This window comes from Achromobacter spanius (genome assembly GCF_002812705.1).
GTDB classification, from domain to species: Bacteria; Pseudomonadota; Gammaproteobacteria; order Burkholderiales; family Burkholderiaceae_B; genus Achromobacter; species Achromobacter spanius.
Map to the genome: position 1 here is coordinate 5,973,074 of NZ_CP025030.1, position 14,790 is coordinate 5,987,863.

Consider the following 14,790-nt stretch of genomic DNA (forward strand, 5'->3'; position numbering starts at 1 on the left):
CCCGCGTCATGAAAAAAGCCGCGCACCAGAAGGTGCGCGGCTTGTCTTGTGCGGGTAGCCAGAGCGAGTGTGGCCGTCGCTTCCGCTTAGGCGGATGCTTCGCGCGCGGCGCGCTTGCGTTCGTTTTCCAGCAGGTGGCGCTTGCGCAGACGGATCGACTTCGGCGTGATTTCCACGAGTTCGTCGTCGTCGATGAATTCAACGGCGTATTCCAGCGACATCTGAATCGGCGGAACCAGGCGCACGGCTTCGTCGGTACCCGAGGCGCGCACGTTCGTCAGTTGCTTGCCCTTGATCGGGTTCACAACCAGGTCGTTGTCGCGGCTGTGAATGCCGATGATCATGCCTTCGTACAGCGCATCGCCCGGGCTCACGAACATGCGGCCGCGATCCTGCAGCTTCCACAGTGCGTAGGCCACGGCGTCGCCTTGGTCCTGGCTGATCAGCACGCCGTTGCGACGCTCGCCGATCGAACCTTCCTTGACCGGGGCGTATTCGTGGAAGATGTGGCTCATCAAGCCCGTGCCGCGCGTCAGCGTCAGGAACTCGTTCTGGAAGCCGATCAGGCCACGGGCCGGGATCAGGTATTCCAGGCGCGTACGGCCACGGCCGTCCGGCTGCATGTCCTGCAGGTCGCCCTTGCGGCGGCCCAGTTCTTCCATCACGCCACCTTGGTGAGCGTCTTCAACGTCGATGGTCAGCGATTCAAACGGCTCGCACTTCACGCCGTCGACTTCCTTGAACACCACGCGGGGACGCGACACGGCCAGCTCGTAGCCTTCGCGGCGCATCGTTTCCAGCAGAATCGTCAGGTGCAATTCGCCACGGCCCGACACTTCGAACACCGTGTCGTCGCCCGTGTCGCGCACACGCAGCGCCACGTTGGACTTCAGCTCGCGATCCAGGCGGTCACGCACTTGGCGGCTGGTCACGAACTTGCCTTCGCGACCGGCCAGCGGCGACGTGTTCACCATGAAGTTCATGGTCAGCGTCGGCTCGTCGATGCGCAGCATCGGCAGGGCTTCCTGCGTGAGCACGTCGGTCACGGTGCAGCCAATGCCCAGCTCTTCGATGCCGTTGATCAGCACGATGTCGCCGGCTTCGGCTTCTTCCACCACAACACGTTCCAGGCCGTGGAACTTCTGGACCTGGTTGATGCGGCCCTTGCCGCTCTGGCCGTCGGGACCAAACTTGTAAGCCACTTCCATGCCGGGGCGCATGCGGCCACGGTTGATGCGGCCCACGCCGATCTTGCCGACGTAGCTGTTGTAGTCCAACGAGATGATCTGCATCTGCAACGGGCCGTTGGGATCGTCGTCACGCTGCGGCACGTGCTGCAGGATGGCTTCGAACAGCGGGCGCATGTTGCCTTCGCGCACGTCCGGGGTCAGACCGGCGTAGCCCGACAGGCCCGAGGCGTAAACCACCGGGAAGTCCAACTGCTCTTCGGTCGCGCCCAGCTTGTCGAACAGGTCGAACGTGGCGTTGATGACGAAGTCGGTGCGGGCGCCGGGGCGGTCAACCTTGTTAACGACCACGATCGGCTTCAGGCCCAGGGCCAGCGCCTTGCGCGTCACGAAAATGGTCTGCGGCATCGGGCCTTCAACGGCGTCAACCAGCAACAGCACGCCGTCAACCATGGACAGCACGCGCTCGACTTCACCACCGAAGTCGGCGTGACCCGGGGTGTCGACGATGTTGATGTGCGTGCCTTCGTATTCAACGGCACAGTTCTTGGCCAGAATCGTGATGCCGCGTTCTTTTTCCAGATCGTTCGAGTCCATGACCCGTTCAGTCAGCGCCTGGTTTTCGCGGAAGGTGCCGGATTGGCGCAGCAGCTGGTCGACCAGGGTTGTTTTACCGTGGTCCACGTGGGCGATGATGGCGACGTTGCGCAAGGCGCGAGTCATAGCGAGTCCTTTAAGGTCAGGGTGGAGGGCAGCAAGCCCTCCGGCAATTCGTTCAGTGCAAGCAATGCCTGCTTCGGGTCTGGCATGGCCTGCAAGGCTTCCAGCGCAACGGCGCGTTCCAGAGAAAAAGGCCCGACGTGCGTGCGCCGCAGCGCCGTCAGGTGGGCGTAACAGCCCAGCACGCGCCCGATGTCCTGGGCCAGTGTTCGGATGTATGTGCCTTTACTACAAGCCACATCGATCTCTGCCTGCGTCCCCGACAGGGACAACAGCTCGATGCGGTGAATCGTGATTTGACGCGGGGCCCGTTCCAGCTCGATGCCGGCGCGGGCGTACTCGTACAACGGCTTGCCGTCGCGCTTGAGCGCGGAGTACATCGGCGGAATCTGCTCGATCGTGCCCGAGAAACGTGACAGCGCGTCGCGCAGCGCTTGTTCGTCAACGGTAAAGCCCGGTTCGGCGGTTGACACGACATTGCCGGTCAGGTCGCCAGAATCGGTTTCGCTGCCAAATTGCAGCGTAGCGCGATACGCCTTGTCGGCGTTAAGCATCGCGCCGGAAATCTTGGTTGCGCGTCCCATGCAGCACACCAGCAAGCCGGTGGCGAAGGGATCCAGCGTGCCCGTATGACCGGCTTTCGCCGCGTCCATGGAACGCTTGGCGCGTTGCAAGGCGTGGTTGCTCGACAAACCTACGGGTTTGTCGAGCAACAGCACACCGTCGAGCAAAAGCCCGCGTCGTTTAGCCATCGTCGGAATCCGGTTGAAAAGCAGTGACGACAGCCCGATCAGGACTGGTCTTCAGGTTCGTCTGGCACGCCCGAGTGGGGGCCGGGCCGATTTGCGCGGTCGATGAGGATCGACATTTCGATGCCACGGGCGATTTGCTCGTCGTGGAAGAAGCGCAAAGTGGGGACAGTGTGAATATGCAGCAGCTTGTAAAGCTGGGAATGCAGCCAACCGGCTTTTTCGTTCAGCAAGGCGGTGGCGGCTTCGGGCTCGGCGCCCAAAACCGTGAACCACACCTTGGCATGCGCGTAGTCGGTCGACAATTCCACACCGGAGAGCGTGATCAGCCCAGCGCGAGACATATCGATTTCGCGCTGAATGATCTCCGCCAGATCCTTTTGGATCTGGTCGGCCAGCCGCAGATTGCGACCGGGGATGGCTTTGGACTTGTGACGGCTCATTAGCAATAATGCCTCGCGACGCTTTACAGCGTACGCGCGATTTCCTTGATTTCAAAGACTTCCAGTTGGTCACCCACCTGGATGTCGTTGTTGCCGCGCAGCGTAAGACCGCAATCGAAGCCCGATTTGACTTCCTTGACGTCGTCCTTGAAGCGGCGCAGCGATTCAAGATGCCCCGTCCAGGTAACCACGTTGTTGCGCAGCAGGCGTACCTGGGAATCGCGGCGGACGATGCCGTCAAGCACCATACAACCAGCGATGTTGCCAAGGCGCGAGATGCTGTAGACCTCACGGATCTCGACCAGGCCGATGATTTCTTCCTTCTTCTCGGGCGCCAACATGCCCGACATGGCCGCCTTAACTTCATCCACGGCGTCATAGATGATGTTGTAGTAGCGCACGTCGATGCCGTTGTTTTCGGCCAGCTTCTTGGCGCTTGCTTCCGCACGCACGTTGAAGCCGATCACGACCGCGTTCGAGGCGATAGCCAGGTTGATGTCGGTTTCCGAGATGCCGCCAACGGCCGCGTGCACCACTTGCACACGAACTTCGTCGGTCGACAGCTTGACCAGCGACTGCACCAGCGCTTCCTGCGAACCCTGCACGTCGGTCTTGACGATAAGCGTGAGCGTTTGCGTGCCCTCGCCCAGGTTGTCGAACATCGATTCCAGCTTGGCGGCCTGTTGGCGCGCCAGCTTGACGTCGCGGAACTTGCCTTGGCGGAACAGCGCGATTTCGCGCGCCTTGCGCTCGTCGGACAGCGCCATCAGTTCGTCGCCGGCGGCCGGCACTTCGGTCAGGCCTTGAATTTCAACCGGGATGGACGGGCCGGCCGATTGGATCGGCTTGCCGTTTTCGTCCAGCATGGCGCGCACGCGGCCAAAGCTTGCGCCGGCCAGCACCACGTCGCCGCGTTTGAGCGTGCCGCTCTGCACCAGGATCGTCGCGACCGGGCCACGGCCCTTGTCCAGACGGGCTTCGATGACCAGGCCCTTGGCGGGCGCGTCTTCCGGAGCCTTCAGTTCCAGCACTTCGGCTTGCAGCAGCAAGTTTTCGAGCAGGTCGTCGATGCCTTCACCGGTCTTGGCCGACACGCCCACGAAGGGCACGTCGCCACCGTATTCTTCCGGCACGACCTGTTCGGCAACCAATTCCTGCTTGACGCGTTCCGGGTTGGCCGACGGCTTGTCGATCTTGGTCACGGCCACGACCATGGGCACGCCCGCGGCCTTGGCGTGGTGGATGGCTTCGCGCGTTTGCGGCATCACGCCGTCGTCAGCGGCCACCACCAGGATCACGATGTCGGTCGCCTTGGCGCCGCGGGCACGCATGGCGGTAAACGCTTCGTGGCCCGGGGTGTCAAGGAAGGTCACCATGCCGCGTTCGGTTTGAACGTGGTAGGCGCCGATGTGCTGCGTAATGCCGCCGGCTTCGCCCGCGGCAACCTTGGCGCGGCGGATGTAATCCAGCAGCGAGGTCTTGCCGTGGTCGACGTGGCCCATGACGGTAACAACCGGGGCGCGCGGCAGTTGCTCGGCTTCGGACACCGTTGCGGAGATGTCCAGGAACGCTTCCGGGTCATCCAGCTTGGCGGCGATCGCGACGTGGCCCAGTTCTTCAACCACGATCATGGCCGTTTCCTGGTCCAGTACCTGGTTGATGGTGACCATCTGGCCCAGCTTCATCAGATGCTTGATGACTTCGGCAGCCTTTACGGACATCTTGTGAGCCAGATCGGCCACGCTGATGGTTTCCGGCACGTGCACTTCGCGAGCAATGAATTCTTGCGGCGCGGGCTCGTTGCGGCGGTCGTTCTGCTGGTTGCGGCCACCACGGCCGCCGCCCTTGCCACCACCCTTGCCACCTGCACGCCAGCCGTCACGGCTGGCCGGGGCTGCGGGCTTGTCGGCCGGTTTCTTGCGCGAGGCGTCATCAGACCAGGTCGAAGCGACTTCGGCGGTCTTGATGGTCTTCTTCGTACCGGGAGCGGCGGGCTTGGCGTCTTTCTTGGCGCCGGGCGTAGCACCCGGCTTGGCGGCCGGCTTGTGCAGCGTGCCCGAAATCGGAGCAGCGGCGGCGGCGGGCGCCTCCGGCTCGGGGGCACGCAATACCTTGCGCGGACGGTTCAGCATTTCGCGCAGCGCGGCGGCTTCAGCCTCGGCGGCACGGCGGGCCTCATCGCGGCCACCCGACGTAGCGGAGGCGGCAAGCGGCGGGCCGGCGCGGCGGTTGTCGGCACGATTGCCCACCCGGACGGGGGGCGTGGCCGGCGCGGGCGCGGCGGACTGCACAGGTTCGGACTTCGCGGCAGGCTGCGCCTGGGCGATCGGCGCATTGGCCTGGGGGGAAGGTGTTTCGGACTTATTGGCTAGCACAACGGGTTCCGGCTTGGCTTCTTCAGCCGTGGGCTCGGTGGATTCAGTCTTAACTTCGGGCTTGGCCTCTTCGGCCACGGGCTCGGCAGGAGCAGGCGCCGGCGTCGGTTCGGGTTCAGGCTGGGCCTGGACTTCGACGGCTTGCGCCTCGACGGTGGCGGGCACTTCGGCCGCGACGGATTCAACAGGCGCAGGCGCTTCAACCGGCGCGGGCGCTTCTACAGCAACAGGCTCTTCCGCCTCGACGGGGGCCGGAGCCTCCGCTTGGACGGGCGTGGCTTCGCGGGGCTCGGCCACGGCAGGAGCCTCGGGTGCAGCCGGCGCGGACACCTGCTGCTCTTCTTCAACAGCAACTTCATCTTCGGCACGCGCGGACGCGGCCTGCTCCAGGGCAATTTCGGAGGGATCACGCTTGACGAACACGCGCTTCTTGCGCACTTCGACCTGAATCGTGCGCGAGCGGCCGGTGGCGTCAGCCTGCCGGATCTCGGACGTCTGGCGGCGCGTCAGGGTGATCTTCTTGCCTTCGGTCGCGCCATGGGCGCGGCGCAGCGATTCGAGCAATTTCGCCTTGTCGCTGTCGGTGACGGAATCGTCAACCGATTTGAGGTCAACACCAGCCGAGCGCAGCTGATCCAGCAGCACATTGGCAGGCATTTTCAGCTCGGTAGCGAACTGGGCGACGGTGTTACTCGACATTAGGCTCTCTCTTCCCTATATGCAGCAATTACAAACAACGTGAACTTGCGGTGGATGAATCCAGCACTACCCACCGCAGACCCGTGTCCTTATGGTTATTCTTCGTCGAACCAATGGGCACGGGCACGCATGATGAGGTCGCTGGCTTCCTGCTCGGTCAAGCCGGCGATTTCCGCCAGTTCGTCCGTTGCCAATTCGGCCAGATCATCTCGCGTATGCACTTGGCGCTCGGCCAGCTTGGCAGCCAGCTCTTGCGTCATGCCTTCGAGTTCAAGCAAATCCTGTGCGGTCTCAAGGCGCTCTTCCTGGGCAATTGCCTCAGTCAGCAGCGCATTGCGGGCACGGGCACGCAATTCATTGATGGTGTCTTCGTCAAACGCTTCGATTTCCAGCAGTTCCTGCATGGGTACGTAAGCGATTTCCTCGATACCGGTGAAACCTTCGTCGATCAGGATGTCGGCGACTTCCTCATCAACGTCCAACTTGCTCATGAACGTGGTACGCAGACCCGAGCGCTCGACTTCCTGGCGGTTCAGGCTTTCTTCCGGCGTCATGATGTTGATCTGCCAGCCAGTCAGCTCGGACGCCAGGCGCACGTTCTGACCCTTGGCGCCAATGGCCTTGGGCAGGTTTTCCTCGTCGACGACGACGTCCATCGCATGCTTGTCTTCGTCAACGACGATCGATTCGACGTTGGCCGGCGCCAAGGCGCCAATGACAAACTGCGCGGGGTCTTCCGACCACAACACGATGTCGACCTGTTCGCCGCCCAGCTCGTTGCGCACCGCGGTGACACGCGAACCGCGCATGCCCACACACGTGCCGATCGGATCGATACGCTTATCGTATGCCACCACGGCGATCTTCGCACGCACACCCGCATCGCGAGCGGCGGCCTTGATTTCCAACAGACCCTGCTCGATTTCGGGAACTTCGTTCTCGAACAACTGGCGAATGAACTCGGGCGAGGTGCGCGACAGAATCACTTGCTGGCCACGCGCGGCGTGGTCAACACGCAACACGAAGGCGCGGACGCGGTCGGCAACCCGGAGGTTTTCCTTCGGGATCATTTCGGAACGCGGCAGGCGCGCTTCGATCTTGCCCGTTTCGACAATGGCGTCGCCCTTGTCCATGCGCTTGATCGTGCCGGACACAATGGTCTCGCCACGGTCCAGGAAGTCGTTCAGCACCTGTTCGCGTTCGGCGTCACGGATTTTTTGCAGGATGGCCTGCTTGGCCGCCTGCGCGCCGATACGGCCGAATTCGATGGGCTCAAGCGGCTCTTCGATGTATTCGCCTTCCTGGATATCAGGAACGATTTCCTGCGCATCCGACAGCATTTCCTGCTTGTCGGGCTCTTGCAGGCCCGCTTCGTCGGGCACTACCAGCCAGCGGCGGAAGCCCTCGTGATCGCCGGTTTCCCTATCGATGGCGACACGAATGTCCGCATCATCCTTGAAGCGCTTTTTCATGGCCGAGGCCAGCGCGCTTTCCAGCGCACCGAACACGACGTCACGCGTGACGTTCTTTTCACGCGCCAAGGCATCGACCAACAGAAGAATTTCGCGACTCATCGCTTTTGGCCCTTGAAATCCAGAACGGGATCCAGTTTTGCACGTTCGATATCTTCGACCGTGAAATTCAACACCTGGACTTCGTTCTTTTTTGCCTCAAATTCGAGACCGAACACGGTCTTGTGCATGCCAGCATCGGCGTCCGAGGCGGCGGCGTCGTCCTCGGGCACGGTCAACGTGCCGGAGAAAACCTTACGTCCGTCTAATGCCTCACGTAGCTTGATCTCGATGCGCTCGCCTGCAAAACGGCGGAATTCAGCCTCGTTGCGCAACGGGCGATCAATGCCCGGCGAACCGACTTCCAGCCGTTTGTAGTCAACGTTCTCGACCTCAAACACCCGCGACAATTGGCGGGATACCTGCTCACAGTCTTCGATGCGCACACCGCCGACCCGATCGATCGTTACGCGCAAAAGGCCCAGGGCGGCACGCTCGACGTCCACGAGTTCGACGTCCATGCCGGCCAGAGCCTCTTCGGTCAATGCGAATAAATCAGCCATATACTCAAAAAAAATGGGCTGCACGCCCAGCCCACCGATATTGCGCAGAGCCCAGCCGCTTCCCTACTACACGTAAGGAGCAATGCTGGGCAGCGCCCTATATTGCGACCTAATTTGATGCGCCACGGGTTGTCCCAACCCTGCCTGCCCAAACCCAAACCCAAACCTTCAGGTCCGGCGACACTTGGCGCATATCCGATGCCAACTACTATTGAACTGCGCTATGCATTGTCTTGCCTTGCATTGCCGTGCCTTGCATTGCCGTGCCTTGCCTTGCGCGCCAACTTGATCATTGGCTGCCCGGCTAACTCAAGCCCGTGCATTTCTGCTCCGTTGCATTAGCCGATTTAGCACTGCCCCCGCGATTTAGCCCTGCGCTTTCACCCGCTCTTGCCAACTACCAGCCAGAGTCGGGATACAAAAGGCAATGACGCGAAGCCATGAAAACCATTGATTTTACCAGATAAACAGGAAAAACGCCTGATTCATCTAGGGCTTACGCTTATACGGGACATATCGCGGCCAGCGGCGCGATCAACGCGCCACTGAGAGGCAAATCAACGGCCTTGACGACCACGCCCACCCATGACGCCCAAGCGGGATTCATGCGCCGACGCGCCGCGAGGTTGCCAATCGTCGCCACGCGGTGCCGACGAAGCGGCGCGCGGTGCACGCGGCTTGCCGCCCGCACCCGGGCCCTTATTGGCCGCCGGACCGCCCGCATTGCGCGGCCCTTCAGACTTGTTTCCGCCACGGCCACCCGCAGCCGCGGACTTGCCATTCCGGCCACCGTTGCCGCCGCGCGCGCCTTGCGGCTTGCCGCCCGGCTTGCCACCGGAAGGCTTGCGGCCACCACCCACCTGGCCTTCAGCCACATTGCCGACAACACCGGCATCAGCCGACGCCACATTGCCCGGCTGCCCACCCGCTGCCGCCGCACGCGGACCGCGCGGCCCACGCGGCTTGCCGCCCATCTTGCCAGCAGGTTTGGCGCCCGGCTTACCGCCCGGCTTGCCATCAGGACGACCGCCGCCCGCCGATGCCGAGCGACCACCGCCGGGCTTGCCGCCCTTGCGATTGCCGCCAGGGCCTTCCGCAGCAAGCGGATGGCCATTGGCATAGCCGCCGGCGATCATCAGGCCGGTACCGAACGGGTCCGACGGACACGCCGCCGCTTGCCCCGCACTGCCCAAGCGGCCGCCTTGCAGCTTGCCGCGACGGCCGATACGGGCGCCATTCATGCCATTGCGATCCATGGTGCCAAAGCCCGGGGGCAGCGCGCTGTCATGAGATTGGGGCTGCTTCGAACGGCGGCGATTGCCACCCGATTCGTCGTCATCACGCAACAGTCCAAGCTGGACCATCAGTGCGGTGACCAACGAGCCATCCAGCTCTTCCCAACGACCACGACGCAAGCTGCGGGGCAGCACCACATCGCCGAAGCGGGTTCGGATCAGTCGGCTGACGGTTACGCCAACCGCCTCGAACATACGGCGCACTTCACGGTTACGCCCTTCCTGCAAGGTGACGCGGTACCAGCGATTGCTGCCGTCGCCACCCAGATAATCCAGCGCCCCGAAAGCCGCCACACCATCTTCCAGCTCAATGCCGTCAACCAGCGACTGGCGTTGCGCCTCGTCCATTTCGCCCAGCACACGGACGGCGTATTCACGCTCGGTGCCGTAACGGGGGTGCATGATGCGGTTGGCCATGTCGCCAGACGTCGTGAAGATCAGCAGACCTTCCGTATTCAAGTCCAGGCGCCCCACCGACAACCACTTGCCCGTGCGCAGCTTGGGCAGGCGGGCGAACACGCTGGCGCGTCCAGCCGGATCGTCGTGGCTGACGATTTCGCCCGCAGGCTTGTGATACAGGATCACGCGCGGCGGCTTCTTGGTGTTGGTCCGCATGATGGGCTTGCCGTTCACGCGAACCTGATCATTGGGCGCCACGCGCTGGCCGATGTGAGCCGGCTCGCCGTTGACCGACACCCGGCCGGCCACAATCAGCTCTTCCATCTCGCGGCGCGAGCCGATGCCGGCATCCGCCAGCACCTTGTGCAGCTTGGGCATGACCGAATCGCTGTTCAGGTACTTGCCCAGGCGTTGTTCCATGCGGTCAGCGTTGTCAAGATACGACAGCGCCTGCTCCGCCTCTTGCTCGCCGCCACGAGAGTCTGCTGACTCGACCGATGCGGCGGCGGCCGGTTGGCCCTCTGCAGCCGGTGCCTGCTCTGCCGCGGCATCGCCACGACGGCGGCGAAAAGGCGTCCTTAGCTTGCGACCACGCCCACGCGCGCCGGCCTCGCCTTCAGCTGCCGATTCGCGCACGGGGGAGGAGTCCGGCTGACCGTTGGAAGCGGTGTCATCCGAACGGGGATTGTCGTCCTGCATTGCTGTATTCGTTGTCACTGGGACAGCTCCGAATTTCAAACTTGGGTAGGCCTGCCAGGGGCGGGCTCGTCATCATCAGGGGACGCCGAATCGTGGCCAGCGCCAGGCTGCGCCGGATCCACGTCGTCCGAGGCCGAGGAAGCGGCATCGGTTTCGGGCCGAACAGGATCATCAAGGCCGAAATCGGGCTCATGCCCAGCCGCGCCAGGCGCTGCGTGATCGGTCTCGTCAATCGGGTCGGTCGGTTCCGCGTGTTTTGCGTTCTCGACACTTTCCTTTGCAGCACCGGCCTCAGTGGGGTCGGCGGCCATATCGGAAATGTCGTTGCCGGCTCTGTCGTCGGGAAAACCGGACAGGTTCGGCGTATTGGACAAGCCTTCGGCTTGCTCCCGGACGGTGGGTTCGTCGTCGGGATTCGCGCCTTCTTCTGTGCGCGAAACGACGGATTCTACGCTATCGACCGGGTCTATGGGTGCATCCTGTGCCGAAACTGACAATTCCGCAACTGGGATATCGTCATTTTCCGGCACTTGGTCCGCATTTTCGATGGCAAATTCACCCTGAGCCCCCTCGTCGCCATCGACGCCGAGCGCAGCCGAATCGCTTACCCCTTCGGAGGCAACCTCCGCGCCCGCCGATTCATCCACGGGCGTGGCGCCCTCGCCCGTCAATTGCTGCACCTCACCCAGATCCAAGCCCGCCAGCGCGGCGGCGGCATGGGCGGATTCCAGGGGCGGCAACTCATCCAGCGCTCGCAGGCCGAGATCGTCCAGGAAATGGCGCGTGGTCCCGAACAGAGCCGGACGACCCGGCGCATCGCGGTGCCCGATCACCTCGATCCAGCCTCGATCTTCCAGGGCTTTCACGATTTGCGACGACACGGTCACGCCGCGTATGTCTTCGATATCGCCCCGGGTTACGGGTTGGCGCCAAGCCACGATGGCCAGCGTCTCCATGACGGCTCGTGAATACTTGGGCGGCTTTTCGGGACTGAGCCGCTCAAGATAGCGCTGCATATGCGGACGACTTTGAAATCGCCACCCGCTCGCCAGTTGCACAAGCTCCAGGCCGCCATCGGCCCAGTTGGCTTGCAGCGTCTCCAACAGCCCGCGCAGCTTGCTGTTGTCAAACTGCTCATCGTCCCCGAATAGCTTGCGCATATCGGACAGTTGCATCGGCTGCACCGCGCATAACAACGCGGTTTCCAGCACGAGTATTGCCTCGCTATCGTTCATCGACATTCAAATTCAAAAGGGCTAACTTGCACCAGGTGGAAAATAAGGTTAATATTCTTTTCTCAGACGCGGGGTGGAGCAGTCTGGCAGCTCGTCGGGCTCATAACCCGAAGGTCGTAGGTTCAAATCCTGCCCCCGCAACCAAATTGATCAAGGCCTGGCGAATGCGCCGGGCCTTTTTCATTTGCGCTGAAATAATGCATTCCGCAATCCGGGCCACAATCCGGCCGCAATTTTTGCCGCAGGCAGAGAAAAGAAAAGCGCGAACGGCCTGTACAACAAAGACAAACCAGGCAATAGCGGACACCACCGGACCCACATCAACACCAACTTGCCGGTCCGCCACGCATGGAGACCCGCGATAGACGACATTGACGAGCGTAGTGTTCACAAGGTTCCTGGAGTTCTGCGTTGATTGCCATGCGCGACGCGCATACGCGGAAGCGGGCACGTCGGTCAAGATAGGGCAATGTGCCTGCCGCTTCGTATCGCGGCAAACGCCTTAAGCAAATTCTGGAAAAGCTGGCATCAATGGCCAACAAGCCTGCGGGACACGCCGGAACCCGGCGCCTTCGTCCTGCGGCAATCAGTATCAAGGACCCGGATCATCAGGCTTGGGGCCGGGTATTGCGGCTAACCGCCCCTGCCTTCCCCCACGCTAAGACCCGCCTTGCCATGCTGCGGCCAGATCTTGACCAGACTTACGATTCTTGGATATTTTTGAAGACTACATGCTAGCGGACATTGGCTTGAACCAAACCGTCCACACATTTCCGAAATTATACCGCCATAACCCGAGCCCTCAAGAGCGGGAATCCGCATCGCGGCGTGCCGCATTCAGGCGCCGGGCCTATCCCAGGGTGCCGAACCCAGCCGTTCAACCAGGAAGTCCAGCATGGAACGCAGTATCAGGGGCATCTGCCGACGGGATGCGTAAACACCATAAATGCCGAGTTCCTGCGGTTTGCATTGCGGCAGAATCGCCTTCAAACGACCCGCTGCAATATATTCGGTTGCGCAATAAGTGGGCAACATTGCAATACCCGCCCCTTCCAACGCGGCGCTCAACAGCACGGACGCCTCATTGGCGCTGATATTGCCACTCACCGGCACATCCACGGGCTGGCCGTCGCGCTCGAAACGCCACAGGCTTTTGCCAAAATAAGAGTGGGTCAGGCAGTTTCGCAAAGACAGGTCTTCGATCCGCGCCGGCAGCCCTTCGCGAGACAGATATTCGGGCGATGCGCACACCACCGACCGGCACACCGCCAGCTTGCGGGCAATCAGGTTGGGATCCAGGTCGTTCGTGATGCGCACCGCCAAATCAACTCGCTCTTCGACCAAGTTGACGGCTCGCTCGACCAACATCAGATCGACCGACGTGTCCGGGTGCAGTTTGACGTAGTCAGTCACCACCTTCGCAAGGTGACGCGAACCAAAAGACATGCTGGTGGTAACCCGCAACAGCCCACGCGGTGTGTCTTCGGGGGTGGAAACCGCACTGCGCAGATCACCCACCATATCCAGCATTTGCCGGCAGCGCGGCAGCGTCTCTGCCCCCGCAGGCGTGAGGCTCAAACGGCGCGTCGTGCGATGCAGCAAGCGCACCCCGACCCACTGCTCCATTTCCGCCAGATAGCGCGACACCATTGCGCGCGACATATCCAAATGAATTGCCGCTGCCGACAAACTCCCCCGGTCAGCAACCTCCACGAACACCTGCATCGCCTTCAAACGATCCATGATTGTCTCGGTTCTTGCATCAGACCGTACCGGTTATACCGTATTTCTGTGCAACATCCGCGCCCAAATGGCGACATTTTGAGCACCGGGGCGCGCAGCGGGATCAGGCTCAGCTCAATCCGGCAACTGCCCCAGCGCGGCACTCACCGCCCCGCGAACCTCATCAATATCCAGGCCACGCACGATATAGACCAGACTCGAGGCTCGGCCATCGCTTGGCCATTGCGCCAGCATCCGCAAGGGATACAGCTCGCCATGCACGCCGTGCACCTCACAAGGCAGCGTTTCCCCTTCAAAACAAACCAAGCCCTTCATCCGCAGAATGGCCTGACCAAAGCGCTCCTGTATCAGAGAAACGCCCGCAAGGAACGCCGCCCGCCCCACCGGGACAGACAGGACCACTGAAAAACTACTCACGTCCGCATGCCGACCGGACGCGGGTCGCGAAAAAGCCTGCAACCAGTTCGACAGCGCAACACCATCGCGCCGCATGCGTGTGTCCGGCCCCTCGCGCAGAACGCCGGCCAAGGGCGAGTCCTGACGCTGCACGCAGCGTTGCGCACCCGGGTTGATCGCAACGACCGCCTGCTCGACTCGTCGCAATTGCGCGGCGTCCGCCAAGTCTGATTTGCTCAACACGACAGTATCGGCCAGGGCCAATTGCCGCGCCGCCTCGGGCTGGGTCGCCAATTGCATTTCGCCGTGGCGCACATCCACCAGCACGATCGCGCCGCGATACACATAGCGCTCGGAGAGGAACCTATCGTGCTTGAGCATGAAAAGCGTTGAGGCAGGATCCGCCAGCCCGCTGGTTTCAATGATCACGTGGCGAAACGGCTTGATCCGGCGGCTGACCGCCAGCATGAAGAGCTCGCGCAGGGTGTCGACCACCGCGCCACTGACCACGCAGCACAGGCAGCCGCCCTCGATGAGCACGACATTAGCGGGCGCCAATCTGACCAGATGATGGTCCACACCAATGTCGCCATACTCGTTAACGACAACGACAGCATCCGAATAAGCTGGCTCGTGCAGCAAGCGGTTGAGCAGCGAGGTCTTGCCGCTACCCAGAAAACCCGAGAGCACTGTCACGCCGATGCGCTTGTCTTCTTTCTGCTCGCCCTCTTTCAGCCCATCGTCTTCCATCACTCGCCCCGAAAGAACCAAAAAGA

The 14,790-nt window shown here is 62.1% G+C and carries 10 protein-coding genes and 1 tRNA gene; 1 reads left to right on the plus strand and 10 read right to left on the minus strand.

Translation table 11 applies throughout. The features are described from left to right. Positions 1–86: 86 nt before the first annotated feature. From typA to scpB, 8 genes are all read right to left on the minus strand, one after another. Positions 87–1,910, minus strand: a complete 1,824-nt coding sequence (typA, locus tag CVS48_RS27145; protein ID WP_100857146.1) for a translational GTPase TypA — start codon at positions 1,908–1,910, stop codon at positions 87–89. Further along, on the minus strand, positions 1,907–2,659 hold the full coding sequence (gene truB / locus CVS48_RS27150; protein WP_100857147.1) for a tRNA pseudouridine(55) synthase TruB: 753 nt from the start codon (positions 2,657–2,659) through the stop codon (positions 1,907–1,909). The genes typA and truB overlap by 4 nt, the downstream gene beginning before the upstream one ends. A gap of 38 nt (positions 2,660–2,697) precedes the next feature. Beyond that, positions 2,698–3,099, minus strand: a complete 402-nt coding sequence (gene rbfA, locus CVS48_RS27155) for a 30S ribosome-binding factor RbfA (RefSeq protein ID WP_006218273.1) — start codon at positions 3,097–3,099, stop codon at positions 2,698–2,700. Between the two features lie 23 nt (positions 3,100–3,122). Next, positions 3,123–6,173, minus strand: a complete 3,051-nt coding sequence (gene infB, locus CVS48_RS27160) for a translation initiation factor IF-2 (protein WP_100857148.1) — start codon at positions 6,171–6,173, stop codon at positions 3,123–3,125. 95 nt (positions 6,174–6,268) lie between these two features. Further along, positions 6,269–7,747, minus strand: a complete 1,479-nt coding sequence (gene nusA / locus CVS48_RS27165; RefSeq protein WP_050447915.1) for a transcription termination factor NusA — start codon at positions 7,745–7,747, stop codon at positions 6,269–6,271. Next, the gene (gene rimP / locus CVS48_RS27170; RefSeq protein ID WP_100857149.1) at positions 7,744–8,247 is read right to left on the minus strand and encodes a ribosome maturation factor RimP; all 504 of its coding nucleotides are present in this window, start codon (positions 8,245–8,247) and stop codon (positions 7,744–7,746) included. Before rimP ends, nusA begins: the two co-directional genes overlap by 4 nt. A gap of 557 nt (positions 8,248–8,804) precedes the next feature. Continuing rightward, positions 8,805–10,640, minus strand: a complete 1,836-nt coding sequence (gene rluB / locus CVS48_RS27175) for a 23S rRNA pseudouridine(2605) synthase RluB (RefSeq protein WP_167401062.1) — start codon at positions 10,638–10,640, stop codon at positions 8,805–8,807. Between the two features lie 35 nt (positions 10,641–10,675). Then, on the minus strand, positions 10,676–11,881 hold the full coding sequence (gene scpB / locus CVS48_RS27180; protein WP_100857151.1) for an SMC-Scp complex subunit ScpB: 1,206 nt from the start codon (positions 11,879–11,881) through the stop codon (positions 10,676–10,678). Positions 11,882–11,942: 61 nt separating this feature from the next. Here scpB and CVS48_RS27185 point away from each other — a divergent pair. Then, positions 11,943–12,019 (plus strand) — tRNA-Met (locus tag CVS48_RS27185). Between the two features lie 693 nt (positions 12,020–12,712). Here CVS48_RS27185 and CVS48_RS27190 read toward each other — a convergent pair. After that, positions 12,713–13,618 (minus strand): LysR family transcriptional regulator, encoded by a 906-nt coding sequence (locus tag CVS48_RS27190; protein WP_100857152.1) that lies wholly within the window; start codon positions 13,616–13,618, stop codon positions 12,713–12,715. A gap of 114 nt (positions 13,619–13,732) precedes the next feature. Continuing rightward, positions 13,733–14,764: a CobW family GTP-binding protein gene (locus CVS48_RS27195; RefSeq protein WP_100857883.1), complete on the minus strand. Its 1,032-nt coding sequence runs from the start codon at positions 14,762–14,764 to the stop codon at positions 13,733–13,735. Positions 14,765–14,790 lie beyond the last annotated feature (26 nt).

Bases quoted from the DNA above. Each gene is read 5' to 3' on its own strand.
- truB (WP_100857147.1), bottom strand. From the start codon at position 2,659: ATGGCTAAACGACGCGGGCTTTTGCTCGACGGTGTGCTGTTGCTCGAC.
- CVS48_RS27195 (WP_100857883.1), bottom strand. From the start codon at position 14,764: ATGGAAGACGATGGGCTGAAAGAGGGCGAGCAGAAAGAAGACAAGCGC.
- infB (WP_100857148.1), bottom strand. From the start codon at position 6,173: ATGTCGAGTAACACCGTCGCCCAGTTCGCTACCGAGCTGAAAATGCCT.
- nusA (WP_050447915.1), bottom strand. From the start codon at position 7,747: ATGAGTCGCGAAATTCTTCTGTTGGTCGATGCCTTGGCGCGTGAAAAG.
- rimP (WP_100857149.1), bottom strand. From the start codon at position 8,247: ATGGCTGATTTATTCGCATTGACCGAAGAGGCTCTGGCCGGCATGGAC.
- rluB (WP_167401062.1), bottom strand. From the start codon at position 10,640: ATGCAGGACGACAATCCCCGTTCGGATGACACCGCTTCCAACGGTCAG.
- CVS48_RS27190 (WP_100857152.1), bottom strand. From the start codon at position 13,618: ATGGATCGTTTGAAGGCGATGCAGGTGTTCGTGGAGGTTGCTGACCGG.
- rbfA (WP_006218273.1), bottom strand. From the start codon at position 3,099: ATGAGCCGTCACAAGTCCAAAGCCATCCCCGGTCGCAATCTGCGGCTG.
- typA (WP_100857146.1), bottom strand. From the start codon at position 1,910: ATGACTCGCGCCTTGCGCAACGTCGCCATCATCGCCCACGTGGACCAC.
- scpB (WP_100857151.1), bottom strand. From the start codon at position 11,881: ATGTCGATGAACGATAGCGAGGCAATACTCGTGCTGGAAACCGCGTTG.